The sequence below is a fragment of the Methylomonas lenta genome (assembly GCF_001644015.1).
Taxonomy (GTDB): Bacteria; Pseudomonadota; Gammaproteobacteria; order Methylococcales; family Methylomonadaceae; genus Methylomonas; species Methylomonas lenta.
This window is the reverse complement of the sequence record NZ_LUUI01000113.1, coordinates 44870-60614: the sequence shown is the minus strand read 5'-3', so window position 1 is coordinate 60614 and position 15745 is coordinate 44870. Positions and strand designations below refer to the sequence as shown.

Below are 15745 nucleotides of genomic sequence, written 5' to 3'. Positions count from 1 at the left end.
ACTTAATGGCATTGACGCGTTGCGTGGAAACGAGGGAAATGCGTCAGGAATTGCGTCACCTCACTAGCGCCCATGTCACGCGGATGAGGCTTGCCAAAATGCAGAATATAACGTTTAATCCAGTCCGCATAAGCCTGCTCGGTATGAATACTGTAATGCTACAAGCGAATTTTGCCCCGCACTTGATCGAGCAATTTAGGTGGGTTTTCCAATGGTAGAACTGACGTATTTTGCATTTTTGTTAGGAAAGACTAAATTTTGACAAACTACTGAAATTGCGATGATTTTAATTTTTAAAAACGGATTAGGTAACTGTTTGACGCAATGTTTTGCGTCATTTAGGATGGCTAATTATAGTTATGCCACACCGGTCAGTCTCTATGCTTGACGATTCCGCGAACAATCTGAGCGCTCAATTGAGCAGCGAGTTTCAGAAGAAGTTGCTGGCAGCTTCTATCAAGAGCTTGGAGGACACATCCAACCCCCTTTCCTTCAACAACTTTTGTGCTGGATATCGCGAACTTGTTCGGCACGTATTGAGCGATCTGGCCCCGGATGCCGAAATTAAAGCCTGCACTTGGTACGTACCCGACACAACATCCAGAACCGGCATTACCCGCGCTCACGCTATAACCTACGTTCTTCAGGGCGGCTTACCAAGTGACTACGTAGCCGGCACTTTGGAGATTGATGTCGCGGAGGAGAAGAAAGAACTCATCAGTGCGATCAATAAACTAAACAAATATACGCACGTGAACGAAGGTACGTTTGGTATTGATGCATCTCGCGCTTCGGCAGAAGCTGCGCTTGCTATTGATTCGCTATTTAGCGTTCTTGGGCTTGCGAACCACTGTCGTGCTCAGTTGGCCCGAGCGCTAGAAGCCCAGATTCACGATGAGGTCGTGGCTCTCGCAATTAGCGAAACCATAGGCGCAATAGATGAGTTGGCGACACACCATTGCGTCGATGAAATCGATGTGGAAGAGGTAACCGTCACAAAGGTTGGCAGCGAATTTATTCACCTGCGTGCATCTGGCACCATCGGAGTAGAACTTCAATGGGGCTCCAACAGCGACCTTCGCCGTGGGGAGGGCGCGACGGGAAATGACTCCTTTCCTTTTAGTTGCGAACTGCAAAGTCACGTGGAAGATCCAGCCGAATTGGAGGCCATCGAAGATACTCTTTGCGTTGACACAAGCTCTTGGTGGGAGGGTTACTACGATGAGGCATAACCGGCGCTCAACCTCGCTCCCTTCGGTCGCTGGACGCTGCGCGATAAAGCCGCGCAGCGCCGGTTAGCTCTACGTTATTTTTCATCGGAGCCCATCGTCCATGACCATCAATCAAGCTGAGCGAGCCAATCGAGCATGGCCCATTCTTACCAAGAGGGCCGCTGAAGGAAGAACCATCACTTATGGCGAGTTGGGCGCACTGCTTGGCGTCCATCACCGAGCTATACGGTATGTACTTGGCTTGGTCCAAGACTATTGCCTTGATGAGAAGCTTCCTCCGCTAACCATTCTCATCGTCAACCAAAGCGGGAAGCCGGGCACAGGGTTCATTGCCTATGACGTGGATAAATTGGAGGAAGGCGAGGCGCTTGTTCGTTCCTACAACTGGAACGCTATCCCGAATCCATTCGCCTTCGCATCTGACGGAACGACATACGAAGAAATTGTCACTGAACTGGCCGGCAACCCCAGTAGCGCTGCTGACATCATGCGCATGGTCAAAACACGAGGCATAGCGCAATCACTATTTCGAGATGCACTGCTCAAGGCATATCAATACCGCTGCGCTTTTACTGACATTTCCTTCCTGTCAGTGCTTGAAGCCTGCCACATCGTCCCGTGGACCACTTGTAAGCCGGAAGAGAGGCTAGACGTTCGAAATGGATTGTTGTTGAACAGCGTGCATCACAAGCTGTTTGATGAAGGGCTTGTTACCGTAACGAAAGACTTTCGAATTTGGTACGTCGATCCGGACTTGAAGGATGGCCCATACACAGAGTACGACTTGCTTCTGTCAGCGAACCTTCATGGTCAGGCGATGAAGATGCCAATTGCAAGCGCCTTGAGGCCCGCTCAGACTTATCTTGAGCGAAGCCACGAGCTACACGAATGGCATCAGTATCTACCTGCATGAAACATAACCCCGGGTGAAGGGGCCAGGTCTTGCAATCACGCATTCAGCCTACCTGTCCAGCCCAAACCCTCGTTTTTGCCCAAACCGTAAGGCGTTTTGCTATCTCGAAAACGCCCTACGGGGACTCCAACTCAAGGTTTACAGGGCCGTAGGCTGGGTTGTAGCTATAGCGGAAACCCAGCTTAGATGCTGGGTTTCACGTTGTTCTACCCAGCCTACCTATCCAGACTAACCCTCGTTTTTGCCTAACCCGGATTCGCGATAGCAATCCGCAATGACGTTGATGCACCCGGCGTTTTGCTATCGCGAAAACGCCCTACGGGCTGCGGGGACTCCAACTCAAGGTTTACAGTCTGGACGGTGGTTTACGCCAGTCCGATTTAGGAACAACCACGGCCTCATCCGGTTGCGTCTCAAAATGTGGCGACATGATTTGCACGCCATATTCGTTGAAAGCATCTTGGATTTGCGCATGTAATTCGGACAAAATCAGATAGCGCTGTTCAGGATTTGGCATGCGGAATAATAATTGATATTCCACGTAAAAATCGGATAGCGCTCGTTGCATCACCCGCGGCGCTGGGTCTTGAATAATATGGGCAGTTCGCTCGGCAGCCAATAACAATAGGCTATGAACTTGGCGCCAGGGGGTATCGTAACCTATCGTTATCGTGGTAGACATGACGGCACTACCGCCTTCGGTGTGCCGCGAATAATTCACTGTCGTCGTGCCTACTAACACGGCATTCGGAATGGTGATTTCTTCATGTTTAAGGGTCGACATTTTGGTCGAAAGTACGCCTATTTCACGAATAAAGCCTTCGTACTCGCCAATTTTGACATATTCGCCGGTACGAAAAGCGCGTGAATAGACTACCACCAAGCCCCCCACCACTTGTCCGACCATACCGGCGGAGCCCAGAGACAGCATAAGCCCCAGAAATACACTGATACCTTTAAATGCTTCTGAGCTTGAGCCGGGAATATAGGGATAGGACACCACTAGGGCAAAAATCCATACCAACACCACCACCATGCGACGGGTTGCTCTAGCGGTTTCCGGTTGCAACCAGACAGATTGGAAAATACCGCTTTCCGCGCTACGGAAAAAGGCGGTGACGACACGCACAAATAAACTGGTGAGTAAATAAATCACCAGTACGGTAAACAAATTCGGCGTAGCCGCAATGATAGCCAAGCCAAATTCCTGAAACAACTCAAATAAAAATGTGCTGAGTTGCGTCCCCCAGGGCTCGCTATAAGGGAACTGACTTAATACAAAGGTTGCCAAAATGTAGGCCAGCACCAAACCCAGACCCCAGATCAGTATTTTGAAAAGCCCGATTTCCAGGGAGATTAAGTAGGGCTTGACATTAACGTCCCCAATGATTATCGGCTTGCTGGTGTCATTACTAATTTGATAAGCGTGTTTATTTAACCAGCTGCCACCGTAACGAATAGAGGTAATCAGAATCAAGCCATAGGCTAAAAAGGCGATCAATGAAACCCCGATGCCTTTGAGGATTAAAGGCCATTTTTCCTGCTCGCTACGAATGTCCAGCCAGGCCTTTAAATTGTCCACGGTGGTTTGCTTCAACTGCTCAAAAGTTTCACCGCTTTCACTATCTATGTCTTGCTTGAGTATGCCAAAGATATTTTTATCATTGACGCGAATCCAGGCTCCGGAATATTGCCCTAAGCTTCCGTCGATAGCTTCGATCTTGTATTCGGCCTTTCCAGATGGAATCTCCAGGATTCGTTCTATAGCTCCCTTGGCCCTTTGCGCGACTGTAAAGTCCTCATAATCGGCTCTGAATCGAGTAATTTCTCGGTTCCAAACAATGACAGGTGACGATTCCACTGGCTCTATGGCTAGTGCTTCAGATACGGCAAAGCTCAATGTTGGGCAAGTTAATAGCCCAAACAACACGCCGAAAATACACTTTCTAACACTATGCATCAACATGGGAATAGCCCTTAATAAAATTACCCGAAATCAAAGTTGTTGGGGTCAGGCTAGGTGAGACAGGATTTATATCCCCCATCCTGCTTAGACGTTTGTAATCGCCGTGATTGATGTATTCTCGCAAAAACGGATGGAAAGATTGCGCCTGCACACGAAAGATTTTTTCTTGAAAATCCCTGCCATTTTAAGCCTTCGGGGCAGGTATTTATACTAATTGATTAATGCAAAGATTACACACGGTCTTGCTATGGATTGGGATAAGAATTGTCTATTAGCAGAATAAACATCAACGAATAAAATGCTGTGGGGATATTTTTGTTTTAAAAATCCGCTGAAAATTACTGCTCATCCGAGCAGCCCAATAAAAGCTGTGTGACTTTGTCACTGATAATTGATCAGCCTGTCTTTATAGTCTAAACCGTCTCTAGGCCAATAGCCGATTTTGCAGACAAAACCAATAACCAACACTTAGATAAAGGTAGGAATCCCATGTTAGATTTAATTTTTAACTTTGCTTCAGGCATTTTACAGATGAACCTGAGAGACCCACACGATATCCCCTTTGCCTTGCCCTTAGTATTTGCCGCAGTACTGGGTTTTATCATTGGCTTTATATTGCTGCATTTTATCGGTGAAGAAAACAAACAGGAAAGTAAGCAAGACGATTAATGCTCATCCACTGTGACAAGGACTCGCTTTAAAGCATCGGCATCGACAATTACGATGGAACCACGACTTAATCTTAGCCAACCATAACTTTCAAACCGTTTCAGATGACGGGAAACCACTTCACGAACTGAGCCCATGTCCAGAGCCAGTTCGTGGTGGGTTTTTTGAATGGTTTGAGATTTACTGGCAAGTAGTGCTTTCGCGAGTTTTTGATCCACCGATCCAAAGCTAAGCGCCTCCATGCGTTTAATCACATCCGCCAATCGCTTGGAAAAACTGTGAAATACAAATTCCCGAAAAAAGGCTGATTGTTCTATGCAGCGGTGAAAAACAGCTGCCGGAATAGCAAACGCGCTAACGTCGGTTTCCGTGAAGCCTTCGGCAGGATAACGATTGTCGCCCAGCAGGCAAGAGGTGGTTAATACACAAGAATCACCGGCACGTACATGATAAAGCAATACTTCCCGGCCATCGGCAGACATGATCTGCGCTTTAACGCTGCCGGATAGCAGCAGCAAGTAATTTTCACAGGTTTTTCCTGGGTAAAAAACTTGCTGCCCAGCAGGTAAAGAAACTAGAGCAGCTGTATCCATCAATTGCTTTAAAACCTTATCATTCTGACAGGCAAACGCCGGAAAATGCTGTTTCCACAAAGATAGATGCATGATTATTCTTTAAGCCTCTAATAAGAAAGTTAATTTTACCTGCTGATTAAAGTCATTACACCTCAAGCCGCGTCATTTCTGCCGCAGCACTATTTTAGATCACCCGAAAAGTCTATTGCAGGATGTTCTTAATTTTGGCTGCCCGACCAATACAATAGCACGATAAAGTACGCCAAATTCCGTGATGAAATGTGTTATTGACTCAGGTATCCACTGAAAGGATATCAAGTATCACTATATTGAATAGCGTTCTTGGTGGATTTTTTGATGACATACATAGCCTTATCTGCAAGTGCTACCAGTTCTTTCATGCTGGTGGGCTTATCAGCCAGATAAGTCACTACGCCTATGCTGAAGGTTACTCGGGTGTCATAGGGGTGAACAGCGTTTAGCAGATTCGCTTGCATACGGCTAAGAATGACTTTTGCTTGCTGTTGGTCGGTTTGAGTCAGCAGGATCGCAAATTCGTCTCCCCCTAAACGACCTAAAATATCGCCCTCTCGTAAATTGGCTTTGATGGTGGTGGCGATTTCGACCAGCAAGGCATCACCTTGTTGATGACCCAGCGTATCATTAACGTCCTTAAAATTATCAAGGTCGATAAATGCCAGGGTCAACGGTTGTTTGGAACGTTGAGCCCTGGCAATTTCAGTGCTGCCAAACTCGTAAAAATAACGGCCGCTGTTTGCTCGTGTTAATGGATCTTCGCTAGCCAACTCCTTCAAAGTATCCATCAGCTTTCTCATTTCGCTGACAAGTAGTGCAAAAAACAAGTAAATAATGGTTTTAGAGGTTAAATCAAGCATTAAGGGCATTAATTGACCTGATTTTAGTGGCTGTAGAAAAACAGGGATGCCAGCAATTATCGCCAAAAGAGTAATAATGAAAGTCCATCGCTTACCTAAAAAGTAGGCTGAACAGGTAATGGGAATCAGATAGAAATGTGCGAAAGGCGCGAGCGGCCCAGTAATGTAATCGCCCCAGGCAATCAGTAATTCAAGGCATAAGGCCAAGCTAATCAGGTATCTTCGATCAAAGGTATTGATGTATTTTACGAATGTGTAAAGAGTTTGCCTGGCAACCATATTCCTGATCTGCAGTGGAAGAGTTAATGAGATTATCTTTCAGATTATGGCTGCCTCATCGTCACTTCTAAGGGCTATTCGCCTACATCAGGATATAGCTAGCTTAGATCATACAGATACAGATCTTCAATCAGTTTACGCTCCTCCCGCGTTAATACCAGCTGAGGAGTTCGCTTGTCTGAGGGGCTATAGGGTGAAACAGCGTGTTGACGACGATCTAATGATCGTCTTTCATCATCACGCCTAGTCAATTGCCGACGTTCAAATTTTGGACAATATACATAATTGGCTTCAATATTAGCCTGCCACTCCGGCGAACTGAATCCATAAGATGCCACCCGTCTGTCAGTAGTACGCCTCGTAGCAGAGATGCGTCGGGTTTTGTTGCGCAATTCGTTTATATTTAGCATGGCTCCTCCATTACGTAAACGAAGAATATTAAAGTTAATTTCGGATAGAAACAATCTGGAAAAGTGAAAAAGTAGCGGGATTATTTAAATATCCGCTATTACAGTTGATCTTGTGGTGCTTACATTTCTCCAGCGACCACATTTTTAATGTGTTTTTCATGACGCTGTTGCTGCATGCCTTCCCAGCGACTCATCTGGCTGGGCGTTAATATCTGTTTGATGCGATCATTTGATTCTTCATGAACAGGACGAAACTTTTCATGCTGCTCTTTAAACACAAGCTCCATTTGAGACTGTTGTTCGGCAGTTAACGACAGTTCTTCCGTTAACTGCTGCAGTCTTTGCTGGTGTTTGTCCGTATATTCGTTAGTGCGTGTTTTAAAAGTTCCAAAAATTCAGTTTTCAAGTCGACCAAGCATCAAATTTATCATCGCAATATGAATAAAAGCCGTGCTTGAATCGGTTAGCACCTCGTAATCTTTACTCAAACGACGATAGCGATAAAGCCAAGCAAAGGTACTTTCAACCACCCAACGACGCGGCAATAATTTAAATCCCTTCGTATCATCCGAGCGCAAAATAGTGTGTAAAACAATGTGGAAGCGTTGAGCGACCCATTCCATCATGTTGGCGCCGCGATAACCGCCATCCACCCAAATACGAAGGATTTTTTACAACTTCCCGTCATTGATTTGAACAGAAGTTTTGCGCCGTCTCTTTCTTGAACGGAGGCCGCGGTGACCACGACAGCCATTAGCAATCCTAATGTATCCACAAGAATATGACGCTTTCGACCTTGAATCTTTTTTCCTGCATCGAAGCCTTTAATGCCTGCTAAAGCAGTTGTTTTGACACTTAGACTATCAATAGAACCTGCGGTGGGATGTTTATGTCGACCTGCTTTCTGTCTGACTTTTGCACGCAAAGCATCGTGAATACGTTGCCATGTCTTATCTTTTTTCCAGCGACTGAAATAACCGTACACCGTTTGCCAGGCAGGAAATTCGTGCGGGAGTAATCGCCAAGCGCAACCCGCTCAAGCCATATAAAAAATGGCATTGATGATTTTTCTTAAACTGACTTCTCTTGGGCGACCACCCGATAACGCATCGGGCAATAAGGAGATGATAATTCCCCACTTCTTGTCGTTCAAGTCAGTCGGATAACGCTTAACTTTTGATTTATTACGCTTTTTAGTCATGGGTAAAATGCTGGGCATTCTACCGTTTAGGCGAATTTGCTACTTTTAAAACACGCACTTAGTTCGAATTCGGAGATTTCAACATCATGCGTCAAGTGATTATGGACTAGCCACATATAACTTTTTTCCATCATGATTCTCCGGCAATATCTCATCGAGAATATAGTTCTGGATGATATGTTTAATAGTTATCCATCCATGCTGTTCATAGGGTTTAACGCGACAGCCAGCCTCTGAGTTGAAAGTAATGCTATCTGTTGCTATACATTTTAAAATGCCAATCTTCCCTTCATATCGGCCGCGGTGAAGGGCCCCGGCTCAGCAATGAGTGCGCGCGCGGCATTCACCCGATCCCAAACATTCCATAACAACACACCCCGTACCCGATCTTGATGTAGATAATAGATCACGCCTTTTTTATAGGGCTCAACCCAATCTTCCAGCATTTCCAAGCGGGAATCCGTTTTGCCGACAGCTTCATAGCCCAGTTCGAACAGATCAGAGTAGAAATAAGGCAGATGATGATAGGTTTGTGATTCACCGGCCATGTTCCGGCCAGCGCATTCACCCATGGTCAGTGCATTGTCCTCGTGTTCCGCTCGCATGCGTATGCCTAAACTGGGGTTGTAGAAGTTGGCGACATCGCCGGCTGCAAAAATATCCGGATTCTGTGTGCGCAACAATTCGTCGACGACGATGCCGTTATCAATTGTCAATCCGGATTTTTCTAGCCAGCTGACATCAGGTTTGATGCCGATCCCAGCCACCACCGCATCGACTTCGATAGTGTATTTGTCTGATTCATCGACGCTACGGGCATCCAGGATTAAACGATCCTGTTTTCGCGTTAACCCAGTCACCGTTTTTCGGGACATGACCTCAACCCCCTTGCTGCGGTAATAGTCGTTCAGAAACTGATTCAGATCATGTGGGAACAGGGCCGCACCGATGTTCATAAAGTTGGTCTACCAGATTTTTAAACCAGACAGGCCGGAATAGCATTACATACAAAATCAGTAATTCAAAAATTGGAAGAGGGATAACGTGTAAAATAATCAGTACTAGCAAGACTAAAATACAAACGACTAACTTAGGAAAAAAGGATACTTTATTCATGGCTTTATTAACCTTCGCAATCAATTTTCAATGAGCGGACTTTATTGCGAAAATTAAAATCACTCAGATCATGTACCTTGGTATTGGGAATAAAAATAAGCTCTTTATCTTCCATAGCATCTTTTTCCGTTAAGCCCAACGATTTGAGTAAATCGGGATATTTTTCCATTTCTTTTAGGGTTAACTTGAAATTGGTATTCTCAAAAAGGGTCACTTTTGCCCTTGGACCCACTTTAAGGCTATCGATGCATAACTCCCAGTTTTCGCCTTGGACATTTTTGAGGTTTTTCATTTGGACTGGCCCTTCGAGACGTAAATGTTTGCCGGTATATTGACTATCTTGATACAAATCGACCCAACACTCTTTATCTTTGGCATAAGCTGCAGGCGCGGCGCTTCCAAAAACCAGTATTGCAATTATTGCTTGAGCTGTGTTTAACATTAATTTTATGCGGTTCATTATTATTCTCCGTCTTTTATTAATGGGATTTTTGCTGACTCAACATCAAGTACGATCTGATGCCTTCAGGAAAAATAATTATCTCGAAATTGAATACAGAGCCATTATCTAGGGTTATCGGACAAAACTAAGCAAAACATTTCATCGCAGGTAATAGATGCTCTCACTATAACTGTACAAGTTGTTTACACCTTCCGCCGACGTAACCGGCGATTAACCTGCCAATGATACAATCTGGCCAATATCGGCCTGATCAACGGCAAACCGATCAGCCAGGCGACGGGTTTTAACAACGGCACTTTGTTCATTAATAAAATATAAGCGTCCATTTCAGAAACAATCCGCTAACGCCAATGGCGCCAATCAAGACACTATCTTGATCAACATTCGGCCCCGGAATCAATCACGGCACTGCTCACGCGTACCCCGTTTTTTCGATTCGACTATTGCTGCTTGTTCGTCACTGACGTGCATGCTGTTCTCCTGAGTTAGCGTGAAAAAAACTAATTATCCTATCGTGCCGATAGCATGCATTCTGGGCGAACAATGGCGTCGAACTGTTCGGCAGTGACCAACCCGCTGGCAATAGCTGTCTCGCGGAGGGTACTACCATTCATTAAAGCCGTTTTCGCAATAAGCGCAGCATTGTCATAACCCATGCGAGGCACCAAGGCGGTAACCAGCATCAACGATTGCGCCATCAATTCGGCGATGCGCTCGACATTCGGTATGATTCCTACTACACAATAATCGGTAAAACTGTTTGCCGCCTCGCAAAGCAAGCGTATCGATTGCAGCACATTGTGGATGATGACCGGCTTAAACGCATTGAGCTCCAAATGTCCTTGTGCACCGGCAAAGGTCACCGTGACGTGATTGCCGATGACTTGCGCACAAACCATGCTCAATGCCTCGCATTGGGTAGGGTTGACCTTGCCCGGCATGATTGACGACCCCGGCTCGTTTTCCGGCAGCATCAGTTCGCCTAATCCCGAACGCGGACCGGAACTCAACAACCGAATGTCATTGGCAATTTTGTTGAGGCTGACGGCGATACCATTCAACACAGCGGATATTTCCACCAGGGCATCGTGGCTGGCCATCGCTTCAAACTTATTAGCAGCGGAAACGAAAGGCAATCCGGTAAAACTTGCCACTTGATAGGCAAACTCCTCAGCAAAACCGGGTTTGGCATTCAATCCAGTGCCGACTGCGGTACCGCCTTGAGCCAACGGATACAGTCGCTGCAGGCTATCGTTAATCCGCTCAAGTCCCATCTGGATTTGCCTGGCATAACCTGAAAACTCCTGCCCTAGGGTCAAAGGCGTGGCATCTTGCAAGTGGGTGCGGCCGATCTTGATAATGTCGGCCCAATCCTGGGATTTGTCGAACAGCACCTGATGCAAGTGTTGCAAGGACGGGATCAGCAACTGATGCAATTGCTCGACTGTGGCAATGTGCATGGCTGTGGGGAAAACATCGTTGCTCGATTGGCTGCGATTGCAATGATCGTTAGGATGCACTGGTATTTTTGAGCCTAATTTACCGCCGAGGCGCTCACAGGCCAGATTGGCGATCACCTCGTTAGCATTCATATTGGACTGGGTGCCGGAGCCGGTTTGCCAAATCACTAAGGGGAAATGATCGTCCAACCTGCCATCAATCACTTGTTGCGCAACCTCGGCAATTACCTGGGCGGTTGTGACGTCAAGATTAACGACTTCGGCATTGGCCAGCGCCGCACAACGTTTGACGATACCCAAGGCACGAATCAGTGCTCTGGGTAAGCGTTCATCACCGATTTTGAAATATTGCACAGAGCGTTGTGTTTGCGCCCCCCAGTATTTATCGCTAGGTACTTCAATAGTGCCGAAAGAATCGGTTTCGGTACGGAAATCGGAAGTTTTATTGTTCATAAAATTCATCCCCCGCTATTTTAGTGCTGCGTTAATCGCCCGGTTTTAACAGCATTTTCCGTACATCGCCGACATGAGTTTCCTCCAAAGCACACATGCGCCTAGCATACTCTTCCAGCAGAACGCTGCGGTCATTGACCAGATCCAGTAAGCGATGGTACTCGGTCAATGCTTGGGTTTCATGCTGCAAAGATTCGCGCAGAATATCGCCAATATCGTGGCGATGGGTTTCCAGCAAAGGGCCTATGGTCAAGGAAGGATGACCGCCAAGATGGGTGATCATTTCACCGGCCTGGTTGGCATGTAACAAGGATTCGTTGGCTTGTGCCCGCATCCACGACACAATGGGAATGCGGTTATAGCCGAACACCATCAAGGCATAATGGGTGTAGCGAACAACGCCGGCCAATTCGGCTTCCAAAATAGCATTCAGAACTTTGATAACAGCATCTTGATCAATTTCACTGCTAGTCATGATGGCCTCCTGTATCAGAATGGAGTGGTTGTTCACTATAGGCCTTTTCTTGCATTATGCAATCTGATTAAGCACTGGGACTGAAAACACACAAACAGGTTTCGAAGCTCTAACAGATTTACTCATTTCGCTAAGGCAGCAGGACAGTCAATTTGCCAATCATGGAATCTTTTCCACACACAACTGTCAATGGCCACATGCATCATTAGCAGACCGACAGCTCACCATCCCCGAGGGGGCTACATCATGACTACTCACGATCCGTTCGGCGCTTTACAGCCACTGGGCTTCGCTTCCGCATCCTACTATGCACTCTCCAGCCTTGAGGGCAACGGCATTGCCAATATTTCGCACTTGCCGTTCTCGATAAAAATTTTGCTGGAGTCTGTGCTGCGAAATTGCGACGGTTATGCTATTAGTGAAGCGGATGTTATCGCTCTTGCCGGCTGGCAGCCGCACGGCAGCAGGTCTGAAACCCCCTACAAACCAGCCCGAGTGTTATTGCAAGACTTTACCGGTGTACCTGCTCTGGTCGATCTGGCGGCGATGCGCGATGCCATCAGTGAGCTGGGCGGCAATCCCAGAAAGATCAATCCGCTGATTCCTTGCGACTTGGTGATCGATCATTCGGTACAGGTGGACTATTTTGGCAAGACCACCGCTTTGGCCTTAAACGAAGCGGTTGAGTTTCAACGTAACGCCGAACGTTATCAGTTCCTGAAATGGGGGCAGGCCGCCTTCCGCAACTTGCGTGTGGTGCCGCCGGCTACCGGCATTGTTCACCAGGTCAATCTCGAATATCTGGCGCCTGTGGTTTTCCACAACAAAGATAGCCATGTCTGTTATCCCGATACCTGTGTGGGCACCGATTCGCATACACCGATGGTCAATGGTTTGGGCGTACTGGCCTGGGGCGTCGGCGGTATCGAAGCGGAGGCGGTGATGCTGGACCAGCCGATCTTTATGCTGATACCCGATGTGGTCGGGATTAAGTTGACCGGAAGTCTTCCGCCTGGTGTTACTGCGACCGATCTGGTTTTACGGATTACCGAATTGTGCAGACAGGTTGGGGTGGTGGGAAAATTTGTCGAGTTTTACGGTTCTGGCCTGTCGTCGATGAGCGTACCCGATCGTGCCACCATCAGCAACATGGCGCCGGAACAAGGCGCGACGGTCAGTTACTTTCCGATTGACGATGAAACCCTGCGTTACATGCGGCTGACCGGTCGCAGCGCAGAACAAATCGAACTAACCGAACGCTATACCAAATTACAGGGTTTATTTCGTCATGATGCCACGCCTGATCCAGCGTTCAGCGAAATCCTGGAAGTCGATCTTGGCGCTATCGAACCGGCGCTAGCCGGCCCCAAACGTCCGCAGGATCGTATTCTGTTGAGCCATATTGGCCCCACTTACCGGCAAATGTTGGCCGCGCCGGCCGGAAATCAGGGTATGGGGCTGTCAGAAAACGATCTTGACCTCTGTGGTGTGGTTACCCTCAATGGCACTAGTGAACCGATTACCCACGGCGCCGTAGTGATTGCCGCCATCACCTCCTGCACCAACACTAGTAATCCGTCGGTTATGCTGGCTGCTGGACTGTTAGCTAAAAAAGCCGTTGAAAAGGGCTTGAAAGTTAAAAACTACGTGAAAACTTCGTTGGCGCCTGGCTCTACGGTGGTCACTGAATATTTACAAAAATCGGGATTACTGACATTTCTGGAACAATTGGGGTTTTATCTGGTGGGTTATGGTTGCACGACCTGCATCGGCAACTCCGGGCCGTTGGATGAAGCAGTGGAAAATGCCATACTGGAAAATGATCTGGTGGTTTCGGCTGTGTTGTCCGGCAATCGAAACTTCGAAGGTAGGGTGCATCCGTTGACCAAAACCAATTATCTAGCCTCTCCGCCGCTGGTTGTCGCCTATGCATTGGCAGGTTCGACGGCACTGGATATTACCCGCGACCCGATCGGTACGGGCAATGATGGTAAACCCGTGTATCTGAAAGACATCTGGCCGAGTAACCAGGAAATTACCGACACCATAAGACAGTTCGTCACGCCAGCGATGTTTCAGCAGCGATATGCTGACGTGTTTGCCGGCAGCCTGGCCTGGCGGAAGATTGATGTCAGTCTCTCTGAACGCTATCCCTGGGATCGAGATTCAAGTTATATCCGAAAACCGCCGTTTTTTGACGGCTTAAACCTGCAAATGTCATCCATATCGCCTATTGCCGGCCTGCGGGTGCTGGCGATGTTTGGCGATTCGGTTACCACCGATCACATTTCACCGGCCGGGCAAATCGCCGACGATTCGCCGGCAGCGGCTTATTTGCTAGAAAAGGGCATACAGCGCAAAGACTGGAACAGTTACGGCTCCCGCAGAGGGAACGATCAGGTCATGTGCCGGAGTACATTTGCCAATATTCGTATCCGCAATCTATTATTGCCCGGTACTGAAGGTAACATGACTGTGCATCATCCCAGCGGTGAACGGATGAGCTTTTTCGATGCAGCAATGAAATATAAACAGGCCCAAATACCCCTGTGCATTCTGGCCGGCAAGGAGTATGGCTCAGGCTCATCGCGGGACTGGGCCGCCAAAGGGCCGTATCTGCAAGGTGTTAAAGTCGTTATTGCCGAAAGTTATGAAAGAATCCACCGCAGCAATCTGATAGGGATGGGCATTTTGCCCTTGCAGTTTGCGGAAGGCGAATCGGCAACCAGTCTGGCGCTTAGCGGCACAGAAACCTTCACTGTGGAGATTTCCGATACCACTCAACCACAACAGGCCATTACGGTCTTGGCGATTTCGATCGATAGTACTACCACCCGATTCCAGACTCTAAGCCGTCTCGACACCCCGATAGAAGTTCAATATTATCGGGATGGCGGTATTCTGCGTACCGTCTTAAAAAAATTGATTTAGCCTTTCGAGCTTTCGTAAGATTAGCCAAAGCTATTCATTCGAGTGCAATTTGTCCATCGATACAATGATGTATACCAACTCCGGATACTTTCCAGGGTCATCTTTACATCAAGCGTTTCGGAGCCTGGTGGAGTCCTGGGTGAGTAGGCCTGCCACCTGTGAGGCCATATTAATCCCTACACATTACGCGGGCATGTGTCAATGCATTTCAGAGATTTTCAGTCATTTACGATTTCCTCACATTTGAAGCTTGCCCGTTTTGGTTTAATTCACCTAGTGACAACACTTTTTCTTGCCTTTAAGGCAGGTGTTTTTGGCACGCTACCGGTTTGGCGAGGGGGGCACTTTGGACTGTACATAAATGCCGCCTAAACACAAATAAGCGTGCAAATCCCGCAGCACACTCTGGTTTTTCTCTAGCCGGTTATTGACATCAGCAATTGAAGGGGTATATCTAGTCTATCTGTTAGCCAAAATCAGCTTACGCCGAATTTAAGCAATTCTTACGGTTACCCATTATGTGTCATTGGGCAAGACTCCTGATTGACAGCATTTTTTTTAAAGAATAGTATTTTCGAGCGCATAATGCTTTTGTCATGCTTTGATTTTTCTTCATCAGGAAGGCGGGTCGCACATGTTCGATAGCTTGATTACCTTCGATAGTCACTTACCCCTATGCCATTCCAGACACCCTGATGATGGCCGG

At 47.3% G+C, this 15745-nt stretch carries 15 protein-coding genes and 1 pseudogene; 5 read left to right on the top strand and 11 right to left on the bottom strand.

Annotated elements, in window-relative coordinates; all coding sequences use genetic code 11:
• The 3 genes from A1359_RS23785 to A1359_RS13110 form a co-directional block, all read left to right on the top strand.
• The coding region (locus tag A1359_RS23785) for a hypothetical protein (RefSeq protein ID WP_456297538.1) at window positions 1–218 on the top strand (218 nt) is incomplete at its 5' end.
• A gap of 162 nt (window positions 219–380) precedes the next feature.
• The gene (locus A1359_RS13115; RefSeq protein WP_066983600.1) at window positions 381–1232 is read left to right on the top strand and encodes a pPIWI-associating nuclease domain-containing protein; all 852 of its coding nucleotides are present in this window, start codon (window positions 381–383) and stop codon (window positions 1230–1232) included.
• Between the two features lie 100 nt (window positions 1233–1332).
• On the top strand, window positions 1333–2145 hold the full coding sequence (locus A1359_RS13110; RefSeq protein WP_083960630.1) for an HNH endonuclease: 813 nt from the start codon (window positions 1333–1335) through the stop codon (window positions 2143–2145).
• A gap of 346 nt (window positions 2146–2491) precedes the next feature.
• On the opposite strand, the gene A1359_RS13105 is transcribed toward A1359_RS13110, so the two are convergent.
• The gene (locus A1359_RS13105) at window positions 2492–4111 is read right to left on the bottom strand and encodes a mechanosensitive ion channel family protein (protein WP_083960629.1); all 1620 of its coding nucleotides are present in this window, start codon (window positions 4109–4111) and stop codon (window positions 2492–2494) included.
• A gap of 489 nt (window positions 4112–4600) precedes the next feature.
• Here A1359_RS13105 and A1359_RS13100 point away from each other — a divergent pair, with 489 nt between their 5' ends.
• A complete protein-coding gene (locus A1359_RS13100) occupies window positions 4601–4780 on the top strand; it encodes a hypothetical protein (RefSeq protein WP_066983594.1) in 180 nt (59 codons plus the stop codon).
• Here the strand turns inward: A1359_RS13100 and A1359_RS13095 are convergent.
• The 10 genes and pseudogenes from A1359_RS13095 to A1359_RS13055 all read right to left on the bottom strand — a co-directional run bounded on the left by A1359_RS13095 (window position 4777) and on the right by A1359_RS13055 (window position 12108).
• Complete coding sequence (locus tag A1359_RS13095; protein ID WP_066983592.1) at window positions 4777–5445, bottom strand: Crp/Fnr family transcriptional regulator; 669 nt, start codon at window positions 5443–5445, stop codon at window positions 4777–4779. The genes A1359_RS13100 and A1359_RS13095 overlap by 4 nt on opposite strands.
• A 224-nt stretch (window positions 5446–5669) precedes the next feature.
• Window positions 5670–6260 (bottom strand): GGDEF domain-containing protein, encoded by a 591-nt coding sequence (locus A1359_RS13090; RefSeq protein ID WP_198159352.1) that lies wholly within the window; start codon window positions 6258–6260, stop codon window positions 5670–5672.
• Window positions 6261–6628: 368 nt separating this feature from the next.
• A complete protein-coding gene (locus A1359_RS21945) occupies window positions 6629–6940 on the bottom strand; it encodes a hypothetical protein (RefSeq protein ID WP_083960628.1) in 312 nt (103 codons plus the stop codon).
• 119 nt (window positions 6941–7059) lie between these two features.
• Window positions 7060–7227, bottom strand: a complete 168-nt coding sequence (locus A1359_RS22485) for a hypothetical protein (protein ID WP_157200548.1) — start codon at window positions 7225–7227, stop codon at window positions 7060–7062.
• Window positions 7228–7335: 108 nt separating this feature from the next.
• Window positions 7336–8141, bottom strand: a pseudogene (locus tag A1359_RS13080) (IS5 family transposase).
• Window positions 8142–8410: 269 nt separating this feature from the next.
• The gene (locus tag A1359_RS13075; RefSeq protein ID WP_083960627.1) at window positions 8411–9097 is read right to left on the bottom strand and encodes an FAD-dependent oxidoreductase; all 687 of its coding nucleotides are present in this window, start codon (window positions 9095–9097) and stop codon (window positions 8411–8413) included.
• A 167-nt stretch (window positions 9098–9264) separates the two neighbouring features.
• Window positions 9265–9717 carry a hypothetical protein gene (locus A1359_RS13070; protein ID WP_066983583.1) on the bottom strand — a complete coding sequence of 151 codons (453 nt, stop codon included), beginning with the start codon at window positions 9715–9717 and terminating at the stop codon, window positions 9265–9267.
• 185 nt (window positions 9718–9902) lie between these two features.
• On the bottom strand, window positions 9903–10046 hold the full coding sequence (locus A1359_RS13065; RefSeq protein WP_232322220.1) for a hypothetical protein: 144 nt from the start codon (window positions 10044–10046) through the stop codon (window positions 9903–9905).
• Window positions 10047–10229: 183 nt separating this feature from the next.
• Window positions 10230–11633: a class II fumarate hydratase gene (gene fumC, locus A1359_RS13060; RefSeq protein ID WP_198159351.1), complete on the bottom strand. Its 1404-nt coding sequence runs from the start codon at window positions 11631–11633 to the stop codon at window positions 10230–10232.
• Between the two features lie 31 nt (window positions 11634–11664).
• Complete coding sequence (locus A1359_RS13055) at window positions 11665–12108, bottom strand: ferritin-like domain-containing protein (protein WP_066983577.1); 444 nt, start codon at window positions 12106–12108, stop codon at window positions 11665–11667.
• A 246-nt stretch (window positions 12109–12354) separates the two neighbouring features.
• Between A1359_RS13055 and acnA the strand changes: the two genes are divergently transcribed.
• Window positions 12355–15039, top strand: coding sequence for an aconitate hydratase AcnA (acnA, locus tag A1359_RS13050; protein ID WP_066983573.1), 2685 nt, complete (start codon window positions 12355–12357; stop codon window positions 15037–15039).
• The last annotated feature ends 706 nt before the right edge of the window (window positions 15040–15745 follow it).